The sequence below is a fragment of the Candidatus Bipolaricaulota bacterium genome, assembly GCA_035528115.1.
Classification (GTDB): Bacteria; Patescibacteriota; Patescibacteriia; order UBA11705; family DATKZF01; genus DATKZF01.
Genome location: DATKZF010000002.1, coordinates 18,897 through 33,107, shown reverse-complemented (window position 1 = coordinate 33,107; position 14,211 = coordinate 18,897). Strand labels below are relative to the sequence as shown.

16 protein-coding genes are annotated in these 14,211 nt (G+C 42.6%); 9 read left to right on the top strand and 7 right to left on the bottom strand.

Going from position 1 to position 14,211, the window contains the following annotated elements:
- The first annotated feature begins 25 nt into the window (after positions 1-25).
- The 8 genes from frr (at position 26) to VMX18_01460 (ending at position 9,397) form a co-directional block, all read left to right on the top strand.
- Positions 26-580 (top strand): ribosome recycling factor, encoded by a 555-nt coding sequence (frr, locus tag VMX18_01495; GenBank protein HUT22064.1) that lies wholly within the window; start codon positions 26-28, stop codon positions 578-580.
- A 62-nt stretch (positions 581-642) separates the two neighbouring features.
- The gene (locus VMX18_01490) at positions 643-2,016 is read left to right on the top strand and encodes a glycine--tRNA ligase (protein ID HUT22063.1); all 1,374 of its coding nucleotides are present in this window, start codon (positions 643-645) and stop codon (positions 2,014-2,016) included.
- Between the two features lie 4 nt (positions 2,017-2,020).
- Entirely contained in the window at positions 2,021-2,986 is a 966-nt protein-coding gene (locus VMX18_01485) for a PfkB family carbohydrate kinase (GenBank protein ID HUT22062.1), read from the top strand.
- Between the two features lie 117 nt (positions 2,987-3,103).
- On the top strand, positions 3,104-3,505 hold the full coding sequence (locus VMX18_01480; GenBank protein ID HUT22061.1) for a GxxExxY protein: 402 nt from the start codon (positions 3,104-3,106) through the stop codon (positions 3,503-3,505).
- 53 nt (positions 3,506-3,558) lie between these two features.
- A complete protein-coding gene (gene pduL / locus VMX18_01475) occupies positions 3,559-4,122 on the top strand; it encodes a phosphate propanoyltransferase (protein HUT22060.1) in 564 nt (187 codons plus the stop codon).
- Between the two features lie 7 nt (positions 4,123-4,129).
- The gene (locus VMX18_01470; GenBank protein HUT22059.1) at positions 4,130-5,197 is read left to right on the top strand and encodes an acetate/propionate family kinase; all 1,068 of its coding nucleotides are present in this window, start codon (positions 4,130-4,132) and stop codon (positions 5,195-5,197) included.
- Positions 5,198-5,302: 105 nt separating this feature from the next.
- Positions 5,303-6,961 (top strand): murein biosynthesis integral membrane protein MurJ, encoded by a 1,659-nt coding sequence (murJ, locus tag VMX18_01465; protein ID HUT22058.1) that lies wholly within the window; start codon positions 5,303-5,305, stop codon positions 6,959-6,961.
- A gap of 243 nt (positions 6,962-7,204) precedes the next feature.
- Complete coding sequence (locus VMX18_01460) at positions 7,205-9,397, top strand: carboxypeptidase regulatory-like domain-containing protein (protein HUT22057.1); 2,193 nt, start codon at positions 7,205-7,207, stop codon at positions 9,395-9,397.
- Positions 9,398-9,473: 76 nt separating this feature from the next.
- Here VMX18_01460 and VMX18_01455 read toward each other — a convergent pair whose 3' ends face one another.
- Positions 9,474-10,070: an HAD-IA family hydrolase gene (locus VMX18_01455; GenBank protein HUT22056.1), complete on the bottom strand. Its 597-nt coding sequence runs from the start codon at positions 10,068-10,070 to the stop codon at positions 9,474-9,476.
- 90 nt (positions 10,071-10,160) lie between these two features.
- Here VMX18_01455 and VMX18_01450 point away from each other — a divergent pair, with 90 nt between their 5' ends.
- Positions 10,161-10,493, top strand: a complete 333-nt coding sequence (locus VMX18_01450) for a hypothetical protein (protein HUT22055.1) — start codon at positions 10,161-10,163, stop codon at positions 10,491-10,493.
- Between the two features lie 307 nt (positions 10,494-10,800).
- Here VMX18_01450 and VMX18_01445 read toward each other — a convergent pair whose 3' ends face one another.
- The 6 genes from VMX18_01445 to VMX18_01420 form a co-directional block, all read right to left on the bottom strand.
- Entirely contained in the window at positions 10,801-11,505 is a 705-nt protein-coding gene (locus VMX18_01445) for a glycosyltransferase (protein HUT22054.1), read from the bottom strand.
- Positions 11,506-11,593: 88 nt separating this feature from the next.
- Positions 11,594-11,746: a YibE/F family protein gene (locus VMX18_01440; protein HUT22053.1), complete on the bottom strand. Its 153-nt coding sequence runs from the start codon at positions 11,744-11,746 to the stop codon at positions 11,594-11,596.
- Positions 11,747-11,900: 154 nt separating this feature from the next.
- Positions 11,901-12,140 (bottom strand): hypothetical protein, encoded by a 240-nt coding sequence (locus tag VMX18_01435; protein HUT22052.1) that lies wholly within the window; start codon positions 12,138-12,140, stop codon positions 11,901-11,903.
- A 65-nt stretch (positions 12,141-12,205) separates the two neighbouring features.
- Entirely contained in the window at positions 12,206-12,736 is a 531-nt protein-coding gene (locus VMX18_01430; protein HUT22051.1) for a hypothetical protein, read from the bottom strand.
- Positions 12,737-12,809: 73 nt separating this feature from the next.
- Positions 12,810-13,223, bottom strand: coding sequence for an NUDIX hydrolase (locus VMX18_01425; GenBank protein HUT22050.1), 414 nt, complete (start codon positions 13,221-13,223; stop codon positions 12,810-12,812).
- A 7-nt stretch (positions 13,224-13,230) separates the two neighbouring features.
- On the bottom strand, positions 13,231-13,779 hold the full coding sequence (locus VMX18_01420) for a hypothetical protein (protein HUT22049.1): 549 nt from the start codon (positions 13,777-13,779) through the stop codon (positions 13,231-13,233).
- Between the last annotated feature and the right edge of the window lie 432 nt (positions 13,780-14,211).

The following is a 14,211-nucleotide window of genomic DNA, read 5'->3' as shown; positions in this document are numbered from 1 at the left end:
GTTAAATTAGTTATTAATTAAACGTATGAATGAATTTATAAGCAAATTTAAAGAGGCTTTTGAAAATTCCATGGATTTTTTTCGAGAGGAATTATCGAAAATCAGAACCGGTCGAGCCAATCCGGCCATGGTCGAGGGGCTTTTCGCGGACGCCTATGGCGCGCCCACGCCATTGAAGCAATTGGCCAGCATTTCCGTGCCCGAAGCTCGGTCGCTTAGAATCGAGCCCTGGGATAAAACATTGCTCAAAAGCATTGAAAAGGCCATTTCTGAGGCGAATTTGGGCGTTAGCACTTCAATAGACGATACGGTGGTGCGCGTCGTCTTTCCGCAAATGACCGAGGAGTCAAGGAAAAATCTCGTTAAACTTTTGGGCGAGAAATTGGAAACCGCCAAAATCAGCGTCAGGCAATTGAGAGACAAGGTGAAAGAAGAAATTGAAAAAGCGTTTAAAGCTTCTGAACTCACCGAAGACAATCGCTACGCTTATCGCGAGGAACTGGATAAACACGTGGAAGCGTTAAACAAAAACCTGGAAGAAATGGCGGAGAAGAAGAGGAAGGAAATAATGACTATATAGTCATGGAACATGGGGCATTTCGAAATGATATGTGATCCATGATACGTGATCGATGAAAAAATATGGATACAATGGAAAAATTAGTCAGCTTGTGCAAACGTCGAGGCTTCGTCTATCCCGGTTCGGAAATTTATGGAGGTTTGGCCGGAACTTATAGCTACGGGCCTTACGGCGTTGAGCTGAAAAAAAACATTAAAAATTTGTGGTGGAAAACGTTTGTTCACAATAGACCCGACATCGTGGGAATTGACGGTCCCATTTTATTGCATCCCAAATTATGGGAAGCTTCCGGGCATACCAAAGGCTTCAACGACGCTTTGGTGGATTGCAAAAAATGCAAACATAGATTTCGCGCGGATCATTTGGTCGAAGACGCGACCGGGCTTGATTTGGAAGGCGATTTGAAGAAAATGAACGAAGTTTTGAAAAAAGGAAAGATAAAGTGTCCGGTGTGCGGGTCAATTGATTGGACGGAAGCGCGCGGGTTTAACATGATGTTCAAAACGGAAATGAACAATGTCAGCGACGAAGCTGAAAGTGTTGTTTATTTGCGCCCGGAAACAGCCGGCGCTATTTTTATTGATTTTAAAAATGTTTTGGATTCGTCCAGGGTTAAAATTCCTTTCGGCATCGCCCAGATCGGTAAATCTTTTCGCAATGAGATCGTAGCCGGCAATTTTATATTTAGGTTAAGGGAATTTGAAATAATGGAGATCGAATACTTCATTTCTCCCAAAGACAAATGGAAAAAGATGTTTGATACTTGGCTGGACGATCAGGAATCTTTCGCTTTGAGTCTGGGAGCGGATAAAAAAGATTTGCGTCGTCGCGAACATCCGAAGGAAAAATTGTGTCATTATTCCAAAAAGACGGTTGATATTGAATATAATTATCCGTTTGGTTTCAACGAGCTTTTCGGTTTGGCTAATCGAACCGATTTTGATTTGACCAGTCACGCCAAAGCCACCGGTCAAAAATTGGAATATACGGATCCGGGAACCGGAGAAAAATATATTCCGCACGTGATTGAGCCCACTTTCGGTTTGGAAAGAAGTATTTTGCTTGCGTTGCTGTCAGCGTACAATGAAGAAAAACTTGATGATGGCGAACGAGTGGTGATGAAATTTCCAATATCGCTGGCGCCGATCAAAGTGGCCGTGTTTCCGTTGCTTAAAAACAAACCCAAGCTGGTTGAAAAAGCCAGAGAAGTTTATGATTCCTTGAGAAAAAATTGGCTGGTTGAATTTGACGACAACGGCAATATCGGCAAACGTTACCGACGACAAGACGAAATCGGCACGCCGTATTGCGTGACCATTGATTTTGACACCATTGAAAAAGATGATTCGGTGACGGTCAGAGATCGGGATTCGATGAAGCAGGAGAGAGTGAAGGTTGGAGAGTTGAAAGATTATTTAAGCGAAAAGTTAAAATAAATTTATGAAGAAATATCAGGTCGCCGTTTTTGGAAGTTTGATCAAAGACATCGAGTTTTTCAGCGACGAGGTTTTTGTCATTGAAAACAAAAAAGATTTGACGCGCCAGAAAATGTTCGCTTTCGAGTACGGCGCCAAACTGCCGATTGATAAGGTTTATTATAATTTCGGCGGGGGAGCGGGCAATGTTTCCTTTGGTTTGAATAAACTGGGGATCAAAGTCGCGCCGGTGGGCTGCGTGGGAGATGATTCCGATCAGATGCTTGAGAATTTCAAGAAAAACGGAATTGATGTTTCCTTGATTTTAAAAAATAAAAAAGAGCTGACCGGCTTTTCTTTTATTTTGGGTTCGAAAAAATTTAAAGATCACGTCATTTTCACTCACAAAGGCGCGAGCGCAAATTTTAGTTATTCTCAAACCCTGCTCACTGAATTCAAAGCCGATTATTTTTATGTCGCCGCTCAAAGCCAGAAAAATTGGGAAGTTGAATTAAAAAAAGTTTTTAACAAAGCCAGAAAGGACGCTTCGCTTATCGTTTGGAACCCCGGACAAAAGCAAATTAATCGGGTTTCTTTGATGTTGCCGTTTTTAACGCAGACAGAAATTTTGATTGTAAATAAAGACGAAGCAATACAACTGGTCATGACTTTTTTTGGAAAAAGTTCGAAATTAAACAACGTGAAATTTCTAACGAATAAATTAAAGCAACTCGGCCCGATCGCCGTGGTGGTGACCGAAGGCGCCGGCGGCGCCAATCTTTTGGACGCGGCGGGCAAGTTTTATCATCTGCCGGCCATGGGAAAAAACGTCGTGGACACAGTCGGCGCTGGCGATGCTTTCGGCTCGGGTTTTTTGGCCGGATTGATAAAATACGATCATGACGCGAAAAAAGCTTTGGATTTGGGATTGAAAAACAGCGGAGCAGTGGTGGCGAAGATCGGGGCGCAGAACGGACTTTTAAGTAAATAATTAATTTACGAGATTACAAGATATTGCGTTACAAGATTATACGGATTACAAGATGTACAAGATTAGCGTATTTGGTATCTTGTACGTTGATCTCGTGATTTTGTAGATTGTTAATATATGCCAGAGTTTTATTATAAAGATTTGAGTGATAAGATAATTGGAATATTTTTTGAGGTTTATAATGAAAATGATTTTGGCTTCAGGGAAAGATATTATGAGGATATAGCTTATCAAATGATAATGGAGAAGGGCATTCGTGTCCAAAGGCAATATGCGATAAATTTATTGCATAAGGGGAAATACTCTGTCAGAAGGAGAGCGGATTTCTTGATAGAAAATAAAATGCTAGTTGAATTGAAAGTCGGAAAAAAAATAATAAAAAAACATTTTGATCAATTATATGAATATCTTGTGGCAACAGATTTGAGATTAGGCCTGATAATTTTATTTAATAGCGAAGAAGTTCAGGTTCGTCGAGTCGTAAATGATCCTGAGCATCAGAAAAAGTCACAAGATTAGGAATCTTGTATATCTTGTACACTGATCTTGTAATCTTGTAAATTCAAAAAAATATGAAAATAGAAATCTCCGCCCGCCACTTGCATTTATGTCAAAAGGATTTGGAAAAATTATTCGGCAAGGGTTATAAATTGGAGCCGGGAAAAGAATTATCCCAGCACGGCGAATTCGCCAGTTCAGCCAAGGTGACTTTAGTCGGTCCGAAAAGGCAATTGGAAAACGTGACCGTGATCGGTCCGGTCAGAGTGAACACGCAAGTTGAAATTTCCAGAACGGACGCTTTTTTTCTCGGCAGCGAAGCCCCGCTCAGGGTTTCCGGAGATGTGGCCGGTTCCGGAGCCATCAAAATCATAGGTCCGGCGGGAGAAGCGGAGTTAAAGGAAGGTTTGATAGTGGCCAAGCGCCATGTTCATCTTTCCGAGTCGCAAGCTACGGAGCTTGGTTTAAAGAACGGCGATATTGTTAAGGTAAAAGTCGGCGGCGACCGCGCTTTGGTTTTTGACCAAGTTGTTATTCGCGTGAAAGGGAATTTCGACCAATCGTTTCAAATAGACACTGATGAAGGCAATGCGGCCGATTTGGCGCCGGTTGGAGAGGGAGAGCTTATAATTGAGTAATTTTGGTATGGGAAATTTGATATTAATAATCAATGCCGGTTCCTCCAGTGTAAAATTCAAATTGTTTGATCAAAATTTAAAGAAGCTTCATGCAGGGATAGTGGAGCAAATTAGCGGTCAATCGTTTTGCGACTTTGACGGCCATAAGACTATAGTTAAAATAAAAAATCATCATGAGGCGATTACCGCTGTTTTTTTGTTTTTGACATCGAAAAAAATCGATCTTTCATCCATGAAAAAAGTCGGACACCGTTATGTTCATGGCGGAGAAAAGTTTTATAAACCGCTTTTGGTCAATTCAAAAAATATTAAGGAATTGGAAAAATTAAACGACTTGGCTCCGCTTCATAATCCGCATAATTTGGCAGGAATTAAGGCGGTTATAAAGCTGTTGCCACAAGCTAAAAACTACGCCTGCTTTGACACCGCCTTTTTTCATGATTTGCCCGATCGGACAAAGTATTATCCTTTACCGATGAAGCTGACGGAAAAAATGAACATCAGACGTTACGGATTTCATGGATTATCTCATCAGTTTGTGGCTGAAAACAGCTCAAAAAGACTGAATAAAAAATTAAGTCGGCTGAATTTGATAACCTGCCATTTGGGTTCGGGATGCAGTATTTCCGCCATTCAAAATGGCAAACCAATAGATACATCCATGGGTTTTACGCCGCTTGAAGGCTTGATGATGGCCACCAGAAGCGGAGATATCGATCCGGCCATTGTTTTTCATTTGAATAAAAAAGGTTATAAATTGCCCGCGATTGAAAAAATGTTAAATTTCGAATCGGGGTTTTACGGCGTCTCCGGTTTCAAGGACATGCGCGAAATTTTAGCTTCCGAAAAAAAGCCAGCCAAGCTCGCTTTGGACATGTTTGTTTACAGAATCAAAAAATACATAGGCGCGTACGCCGCTGTTTTGGGCAAAGTTGACGCCATTGCGTTCACCGCCGGAATCGGGGAAAGAAGCGGGCAAATCAGAAAATTGATAATATCGGGATTGCCGATCAAAGCAAAAGTGTTGGTAGTGCCGGCCAATGAGGAATTGATGATGGCTAAATTAATATGTTAGTTACGAGATCTACAAGATTTACATACCAGATAGTACAAGATATGGAACTATATAATCTGTAAGATTTTGTACAAAAATCTTGTAAATCTCGTAACAATAAAGTAAATGATAGCTTTAAGCAAAATAAAAAAATTTTTAAACTCAAAAAGCTCGTCGATAATTTCCGGCGCGGCCATTATAAGCATTGCTTCGTTGGCCAGTCGGCTTCTGGGTGTTGTGCGAGACAGAGTCTTGGCCTCACAATTTGGCGCCGGCGCCGAGCTGGACATGTATTATGCCGCTTTTCGCGTGCCGGATTTGATTTATAATTTGGTTATTTTGGGCGCGCTGTCAGCCGGTTTTATTCCCGTATTCACTTCGCTGTTAAAAAAACATGACAAAGAAGGTTATGAATCTAATAAAGACGCATGGGATTTGGTGAATAATGTTTTGAACACGGTTTTGATTTTTCTGACCGTGGCCTGCGGTATATTATTTATCGCCACGCCGTGGTTGATGAAATACATCGCCCCGGGTTTTAACGGCGAACAGCTGCAAGTCACCGTGAATTTGACCAGAATAATGTTTTTGAGTCCGATCTTTTTGGGCATCAGCGGCATCTTCGGAGGCGTGCTCCAGTCATTCAAAAGATTTTTGCTTTTTTCCTTGGCGCCGATCATGTACAATTTGGGCATTATTTTGGGAGCTTTTTTCATAGTCGATTATGTCGGCATTTACGGATTGGCGATCGGCGTGGTTTTGGGAGCTTTTTTGCACATGATTTTGCAGTTGCCCGTGGCCATTGATCTGGGATTTCGCTATCGTCCCGTTTTTCAATTGAGAAATAAAAACATCAGAAAGATCGGCCGGATGATGATTCCTCGCACCATGGGACTCGCCACGGCTCAATTGAATCTGATCGTGGTGACGATTCTGGGTTCGACCCTCACGGCCGGCAGCATTACCATTTACAACTTCGCCACGAACCTGCAAAGCTTCCCGATAGGCCTTTTCGGCATCGCGTTTTCATTGGCGGCCTTTCCGGCCATGTCGATTGCTTTCGCCAAAAAGAACATGGGAGATTTTAAAAATTCTCTGGAAACGACTTTGCGGCAAATTTTGTTGTTTACCGTGCCGTTCACCATTATTTTTATTTTATTGCGAATTCAAATCGTCAGAATAGTTTTGGGCGCCGGACAATTCGGTTGGACCGAGACGATTTTGACCGCGGACGTGCTTGGGGTTTTCGCTCTGAGCCTTTTCGCGCAGTCATTGATCCCGCTTTTGGCCAGAGCGTATTACGCCATGCAAAACACTATGGTTCCATTTATCATCAGTTTGATTTCCATGACCATCAATATAGCGCTAAGCTTGCTGTTGGTTGAAAATTACGGGGTGATGGGATTGTCTTTCGCTTTTACGGTTTCCAATGTGGTTAACTTCGCGTTGCTGTTCGTTTTCTTGCGATCCAGAGTCGGGGATTTCGGAATCAAAAGAATCGCCGCGTCTTTGGGCAAAATGTCCTTGGCGGCCATAGGCATGGCCATTGCCATTCAATTGTCAAAGGAAATTTTAGGTCGCGTCGTGGATATGCAAAAATTTTGGGGCATATTCATTCAGGGCGCGGTGGCCGGTTCAGTGGGCTTGGCTTGTTTTGTTTTGATTTCATATTTATTGAAAAGCGAAGAGATGTTGCGGTTAAAAGACGGTTTGGCTCGTCGGTTGTGGAGAAGGAAAGGAAAACTCGATATTGCGGAAGAATCGATCAGGGAAGCGGGGCAGTAGCAATTGAGGCAATAGGCAAAAGGGAATAGGGAGTAGTATCTTTTTGTCATTTCGACCAAGCCCATAAGGGCGCGTGGAGAAATCTTTTCCTGAAAATTGAAATTCATTCAGCGGCATCGATATCTGTTCGATGTTTTTTGTTTGAAGAAAAGCCATTTTAAATGTTAAATTGTAATTAGGAATAGTGCTTGACTTTATAGCTTTAATATGCTAAAATTTCAAGTTAATAATAAATAGTGAGTTATGAAAAAATCATTGATTATCTCAAGTTGTTTATTTCTGTTAGTTTTTTCGCTAATTTTACCTGTTTCCGGCTCTGCCCAGACCATGTCCGAGCGTTTGTCCGGCAAGATTTTATTGCAGGTGCAAAATCATGGCGAAGCCTGGTATGTCAATCCGGCCGACAATAAAAGAATCTATTTGGCCGATGGCGCGGCCGCTTATAATTTAATGAGAAGCCTGGGGATCGGCATCACCAACGCGGATTTGATGAAAATCCCTTTGGGCACTTGGAATGTCGATGGCATTGACGCTGACGGCGACGGTTTGGCTGATGTGATCGAAAGATCACTCGGTTCCAATCCCAATTCTCGCGACAGCGATGGCGATGGTTATGAAGATAAAACGGAAGTTTTAAACGGCTACAGCCCGATCATTCGATTCGGCAACAAAGTCGTTGATTTAAATTTCGCCAATAATCAAAAAGGCAAAATATTTTTACAGGTTCAGCACGCGGGCGAAGCTTGGTATGTTAATCCTTCGGACGGACGAAGATATTATTTGGGTAGTGCCGACGCGGCTTACACCATGATGCGAAAATTAGGACTTGGCATCACCAATTCCGATTTGTCGCAGATTTCGGTGAATACGGGTTATGTTTATCCGACGGGAGGCACAGTGCCCACTCCTGTAAGCGAAAATTATCAATACTTCACGATCAGCGGTAAGGTGATAAATAGCGCGAATGGTCAGCCGGTACCAAATATTTTGATAACCAATTCAATAAATTCATCTTCAGACAGAACGGATGTTAACGGTAATTATTCATTGCGGATATATGCAATAAACGGGCAATCAATACGTTTAACCGCGTCGCAAGATAATTACAATTCATATCAAAAATCCATTGTATTGGGTAATACTAATCAGGTGAATTTTAGCATTGTTTATTATCCGGTTGAAGAGACGGTAGTAAAAATTCCTACAGCTTCTTATTCCTATAGCCCAACCCCTGATGGATATAAAGTGAAGCAAGGGTTAGTCTCAGGATTTTTGATCGATAAAACAACTAAAAAAGGAATCGGCAATGTTATGGTGGGCGTCGCCGGTGAACCGGTTAGTTTTAAAAATCAGCCGATTACTGATTCTAATGGGTATTTCAGTTTTTATCACGTCCCCGGCGTAATCAATCTTTATTTTAGCGCTAAGGATTTGGATTATTCTCCTGATACATCAATTAGATATCAGGTTTCAGTCATTGCTGATTATAGAGTTGAAATTCGTCCCGAGATAAATAATCCAACGCTTTGCCCGACATGCAATATTCCGAATTTCGAATACTTCTTAATTAGAGGTAAAGTGACGAACAGCGTTACCGGACAGCCGATTCCGGCCGTAGAAGTAGCTGCTTTGCAGGGCAACTCTCGCGTTTATGTCCGCACAGACATTAATGGTGAGTATTCATTTAATTTTTACGGGACTAGAGGCAAGAGCCTTTTAATTAAGGCGTATAGTGGTAACTTGTATCCCGCTGAAAAGTCAATAATTTTGGGTAATTCGTATAGGGCTGATTTCAGCCTTACTCCGGATAACAATAATTATAAATATCCGCAAGTAACTTATTCTTATAGTCCGAATGATAGCAACAATGGGATGATTTCCGGTCGGGTTATTGATAATGTCACAAAACAAGGTATTGCCAATGTAGAAATTACCGCCGCTTCATATATGAGTCCGCTTGTATTGGCTACGACCGACTCAAACGGGTATTTTCAGATTTCTACCGACCCAAAGATATTAAAGTTTAAGATACGCATCCACAATCATTGGGCTTCGCCCAGCGGTGAATATCTGGTGTCTGTCGTCCCAAATTATAATGGCCAGATGACGCTTGAAATAATCAATGATTCTTACGAATCTCCACAAATAACCTATTCATACAGTCCCAATGACAGCAATCAGGGAATGATTTCCGGTTGGGTCGTGGATAAAGTTACAAAAGAAGGAATTGGATATGTTGAAATTCATGATGTCGTATCGCCATATAAATTATTGGCAACAACGGATTCAAACGGGTATTTTCAGTTTTATACCAATCCAAGAAATTTAACGTTTTATTTAAGTCTTCAAAATCAACGGGTTTCATCCTTTGACTATCAGGTGTCGGTCATTCCGAATTATAATGGCCAGATAAAGCTTGAAATCACCAATCCGTAAAATCAACGATAAAAAACGCCCAGCACCTTTTTGAAAAATGAATTATCTTTCAAAAAGGTGCTGGGCGTTTTTGTTTTTAAATTACTGAAAGTTTTTCAAGTTCCCTGGTTAATTGCTCAGGACTGATGAACATAATGGCTTTTATGCCGACGTTTTCCGCGCCGCGGCAATTTTTCTCCAAATCGTCGATGAAAAGGCATTCGTCCGGCGCGGCATTGATTATCTCCAAAGCTTTTTTATAAATTCTTTCATCCGGCTTGACCATTCCCAAATCGCCGGAGATGATATTTCGTTCAAAAAAATGTTTATACCCCATGGCTTCGAATTTATGCTCCGCCCATTCGGCGCCTTCATTGATTAAAGTCGCCAATCTGAAATTTTGTTTTAATTTTTCGATTATTTCCTTCATGCCGAAGATCGGCTCAATGCTTTCCCGATAAATTTTTTTATAGCCTTGAACGGTCAGACAGATTTTGTGTTGTTTTAAAAAAGAATCGATCAGAGCGGTCGAATCCAATTTACCCAGTTCGAAAGCGGAGAATTCGGGGCTGTAATAAATTTTTTCCAAATCTTTGGCCGGAAAGCACTGATTGTCAGCGCAATAAAGCGGTTTGGTGGTAAAAACATGGTGCGTTAAGACATTGGCTTGGTCAAAGAGTATCCATTTGAACATATTTGGAAATTTGACAATAAGGTGAATATTGCTTTAATATGCCAGGTCCGGTAAAATAAAGGTAGGAGAAATAAGATACCTATTTATTTTATGCCGATAATCGAAGGACAAAGCGGAAGCGGGGAGGGCAGAGCCGTGGCGGAGCAGATGTTGGAGCAGGAGCGGATTTATCGGCGCAAACTTCAGGAGTTGACGGATGATCACGATTCCGATCTGGTGCTGGAATTCTACGATACGATGGTTGCGCAGGTCAATAAGATGAGGAGCAAGCACGGACAGCCGAAACTCAATGAATGTTTGATGTATCACGTGGCCATCGGCAGCACTCTTCCTCGAGAAGAAAAAGACAAAATGTTCCTCGATTTGGAAGGAGACGATTCATTCCGTAAGATGATCGATGACTTCATCGCCAGCAATAAGTAGTTTACATATTTTCAGAGGAAAGGAGACCGAGTCATGAGCGCTCACTGCGATGATTTCGATCGCGAGATCGAAGTCCTGAGACGGCGTTTCGGGCCTGCCGGTTTCAAGCGAATTCTCGATATTACGAGAAAAGACGAAGCCAAGGAGGTGACTTTAGGCATGCTCAAGCGGCTCGGGCTCAGAGCTCTCGCTACTGATGAAGGTCTGCGCTACCTCACAACGATGAGGGCGGCATGAACCAAGCAACACTCCAACCTTTTCACCCCGTCTGCTGCACCGGCAGACTTTTTTCATTTTAAAACAGGGATTACCTATTGTTGAATTCGTATTTGACGATTTTTTTCATTCGGTGTCCGAAAATCAGATAATTTATTGACGCGATGTACCATTTCAGATTAACCTTCAAAAATCCTTCTTTTTCAAATCTTCGAGTCGAATAAATTATCGTGTCTGATTTTATCAAGCCGTATTTACCACCGGCCTTTTTTATTTTTTTAGAATAAAAATGATCTTCTCCGATGTAAAGCGACTCGTCGAAGCCGCCCGTCTTTTCGTGGAATGACTTGTCCGCCAAAATAGCCGCGCCGATTGACATGGGGTAAAAAAAGTGAAACATCCAGAAATTGTATTTCCACCAAGAGGAAGCGATTCTATATTTCAATTTGTCCGAATGAAATTTAAAATAAAAACCGGCCACGTCAAGCCGCCGATCTTCGAATTCTTTTAAAACGTTTTCAAGGAAATGATCGGGCAAGAGCGTGTCCGCGTCAAGGAATAAAAGCAAATTTCCGCGGGCTATTTTCGCGCCTTCATTTCTTTGCCTTGCCGGGTTTTTCGGCGGATTGACCACTGTGCGGCAGCCGAATCGGTTGGCTGTTTCCACGGTACGATCTTTCGACTGTCCGTCAGAAACTATGATTTCGCAGTCTTCCGGCTTTTGAGATTTGAGGCAGTCAAGTAATCTGGGCAGGCGTTCTTCTTCGTTTAAGGTGGGGATAATGATGGAAAGCATAGGATTTTAAGGCGAATTTTTCGCGTTCATTGCTTCCAGTATAGTAGAAAATGGGGGAGAGGGCAATATTAAAGCCTTGCTGGTTCAGTTATTTATCGGTTTTTAAAACCTTAATGAATTGCACGGCCAACACCAAACCGATGCTACCCGTGAAAGTTCTAACCACTTCTTCGGCGATCATTTCGCTGTCCAAGACTTGCTGAAAGGTTAAAAAAGGCTGTTGTTTGATCGTAAACAACATTGACGATAATCGCGAATAACAAAGCGAGCCAGTAAATGGCGGCCGTGCGGGAAAACCCGAACACGTAAAAATTTTCTTCGCCTCCCTGTCCGACGCTGTAATTGACCAAGACTTTATCGCCGATCGCGTATTTGGCATTGGATAAAACATCAAATTAGGTGCCGTCAAAAATTATGGTTTTGTTTTTCCATTCGCCTTCAAGTCCGACCAGTTTGATTTTTTGTCGCTCGGAAACCGAGCCGTCGTCTCTGGTGAACGTTTGCTGATCCAAAATTTCGGTCACCTGGGCTTTGAAGATTTGTTCGCTCGCTTGGCCGGAATCGGTTTGAGCCCAAGAAATTGAAGGAATCAAAACAAACACGCAGATTATAATTAAATATAATAATTTTTTCATAAATATTGATGCTTTTCATTTTATCCCCGGTGGCGTTTTTTCGCAAACGATGCCGCTAAAAGCAATTACCAGGATTCCGGCAGTCCGCCGCAAGCATAGTCTACTTTTTGCAAGCAATCCGTGTATTTGACGTTGGCGTCCGATATTTGCGCGGTGTCGGCCCCGCTCCATTGAGGTTGAGAGGTGTCGAACAAAGCGCAACGGTTATTTTTGCCGTTTTGAACGCAGCCATCTTTGGTCATGTTTTTTTTATAATTTTCTTGGCGCGTTTGTCCGGCCTTGTCGCAATCCAGTCCGTTGGTTTTGGCATACAGAGAGCAAGCGTCCGCGGCTTGGTTGTCTATTGTCAGCAGCTCTTTGACGCACTCATCTATGGTATTGTAATACCCATAGCCCATATTATCGGTGATTTTTATGCCATAACTTTCCAAGTCCCTGGCTTGAAATTTATTGACGTAAATGTCGCAATACTCATTGAAAAATTCTCCCATGTCGGTTTTTGTCGTTTCGGATTCATCGGTGTCCGAGGCGTTGCAACCGGTTAACATAATCAAGCATAAAAAAAGCGTGGATAAAAAGATTTTTTTTGTTCGCATAAGTTTTTTGTTATGGATTGTTGGCTTTTATTTTAATTTGTTTTTATCAGTCACGAAGGCTTTGGCCGTTGTTTTATTTCTCATCGAACGGATTAAAGCCGATTTCAAGTAAATTTTTAACGGCCAGAAAAAGCGGCTCGGGCAATTGATCCCATTCGAACCACTCCCATCCCTCGCATTTCTCGGGCTCCATCACCTTAACTTCCCCCGAATCAAAATCGGACACCATGAAAATGGTAATGTAATGCTTGCCTTCCGATTGAAAAATATCATTGGTGGTTGAAGCGAAGCGAATGTTTTTTATGTTAATGCCGGTTTCCTCCATGGTTTCGCGCTTGGCGCATTCCTGCCAAGATTCGCCGTATTCCAAATGCCCGCCCGGGAAACACCAAGTGCATTGGCCGAGCGCGCCTTTTCTTTTGCCGAGAAGAACTTTGTCGTCTTTGATGATGATTACTCCGACTCCGACTTTGGGTCTTTCGGTCATATTGTTTTTAGATAAATTGATTTATTTTTTTGATATCGCCTCCCAAGACAACGGGGGAGGTGAGGCGCACTTCAAGCGCGTATCTTAGTTCGTCTTCCGAAGGGATGTCATGCAGTAAAAAGATTTTTTTGCCCAAGTGCCTGGCCAGGCCGATTTCCATCAAGGTTGCTCCACCGATGTAGCCTTTGATGCCGTTTTTCGGATAATTCAAAACCAAAATCGCGTCGCTGTCAGCCACTTGCTGAAAATCCTTTTTATCGATTTGAGTTCTGACGCAATAATCAAAATCCATGTTCAGCTCGGGATTTTCCAAACACTCAAGCGTGTCTGAAGGAATTTTGGCGTCATGTCCCAGTCCCTGCAAACTTTTTTGAGCCTCAAGCATTTCTTTGGCAAAATGCATGCTCCCGCAGATCATGAAGCGCATATTATTGAAATTTATCTCTAATGAAAATGTTTTTAGACAGCAGGGATTTCGTTGCGAAATCCCTGCTGGAGAATCCTCCTTGTCATCGGCAGTCAGGGCATCTTCCATTGGCGTCCAGGTGACGAACATGAGTTATTCGTTTGCAACCCTCGCATTGCCTTGTTTTGCGGTTGATCACAAGGCAGAATTCGTCAAGGCCAAATTCTTCGTTTGCCCCGAGCCACGGACTCTTGCCCTTAGCTGATGGCGGCGGGTCGTTGCTCGTCGGCAGTCTGGTCCCAAAGCCCATGATCGTCCTCCTTTGGCGCTTTTGCTTGTGCGCTCTCTAAAAGCATTTTTATTGAAATGATTCGCAACCGGCATCAAACTCCAATTGAATTTTATCAATATATGCGGTTTTTGGCAATTAAAAAAAAACGAGCCTGCCTGCCTGCCGGCAGGCGGAGCGAGCGATTTTGTGCAACGTTCCGGCGTCACGCGATGTCCCGAGCGAACGGAGGTGGTACACTCGCGGCCGGAGAGACTGACTAGCGAGTGGCCACCGGAGTGAACGAGGGAATA

Coding starts and splice junctions, on each gene's coding strand:
- frr (HUT22064.1), top strand. CDS start 26: ATGAATGAATTTATAAGCAAATTTAAAGAGGCTTTTGAAAATTCCATG.
- VMX18_01490 (HUT22063.1), top strand. CDS start 643: ATGGATACAATGGAAAAATTAGTCAGCTTGTGCAAACGTCGAGGCTTC.
- VMX18_01485 (HUT22062.1), top strand. CDS start 2,021: ATGAAGAAATATCAGGTCGCCGTTTTTGGAAGTTTGATCAAAGACATC.
- VMX18_01480 (HUT22061.1), top strand. CDS start 3,104: ATGCCAGAGTTTTATTATAAAGATTTGAGTGATAAGATAATTGGAATA.
- pduL (HUT22060.1), top strand. CDS start 3,559: ATGAAAATAGAAATCTCCGCCCGCCACTTGCATTTATGTCAAAAGGAT.
- VMX18_01470 (HUT22059.1), top strand. CDS start 4,130: ATGGGAAATTTGATATTAATAATCAATGCCGGTTCCTCCAGTGTAAAA.
- murJ (HUT22058.1), top strand. CDS start 5,303: ATGATAGCTTTAAGCAAAATAAAAAAATTTTTAAACTCAAAAAGCTCG.
- VMX18_01460 (HUT22057.1), top strand. CDS start 7,205: ATGAAAAAATCATTGATTATCTCAAGTTGTTTATTTCTGTTAGTTTTT.
- VMX18_01455 (HUT22056.1), bottom strand. CDS start 10,070: ATGTTCAAATGGATACTCTTTGACCAAGCCAATGTCTTAACGCACCAT.
- VMX18_01450 (HUT22055.1), top strand. CDS start 10,161: ATGCCGATAATCGAAGGACAAAGCGGAAGCGGGGAGGGCAGAGCCGTG.
- VMX18_01445 (HUT22054.1), bottom strand. CDS start 11,505: ATGCTTTCCATCATTATCCCCACCTTAAACGAAGAAGAACGCCTGCCC.
- VMX18_01440 (HUT22053.1), bottom strand. CDS start 11,746: ATGTTGTTTACGATCAAACAACAGCCTTTTTTAACCTTTCAGCAAGTC.
- VMX18_01435 (HUT22052.1), bottom strand. CDS start 12,140: ATGAAAAAATTATTATATTTAATTATAATCTGCGTGTTTGTTTTGATT.
- VMX18_01430 (HUT22051.1), bottom strand. CDS start 12,736: ATGCGAACAAAAAAAATCTTTTTATCCACGCTTTTTTTATGCTTGATT.
- VMX18_01425 (HUT22050.1), bottom strand. CDS start 13,223: ATGACCGAAAGACCCAAAGTCGGAGTCGGAGTAATCATCATCAAAGAC.
- VMX18_01420 (HUT22049.1), bottom strand. CDS start 13,779: ATGTTCGTCACCTGGACGCCAATGGAAGATGCCCTGACTGCCGATGAC.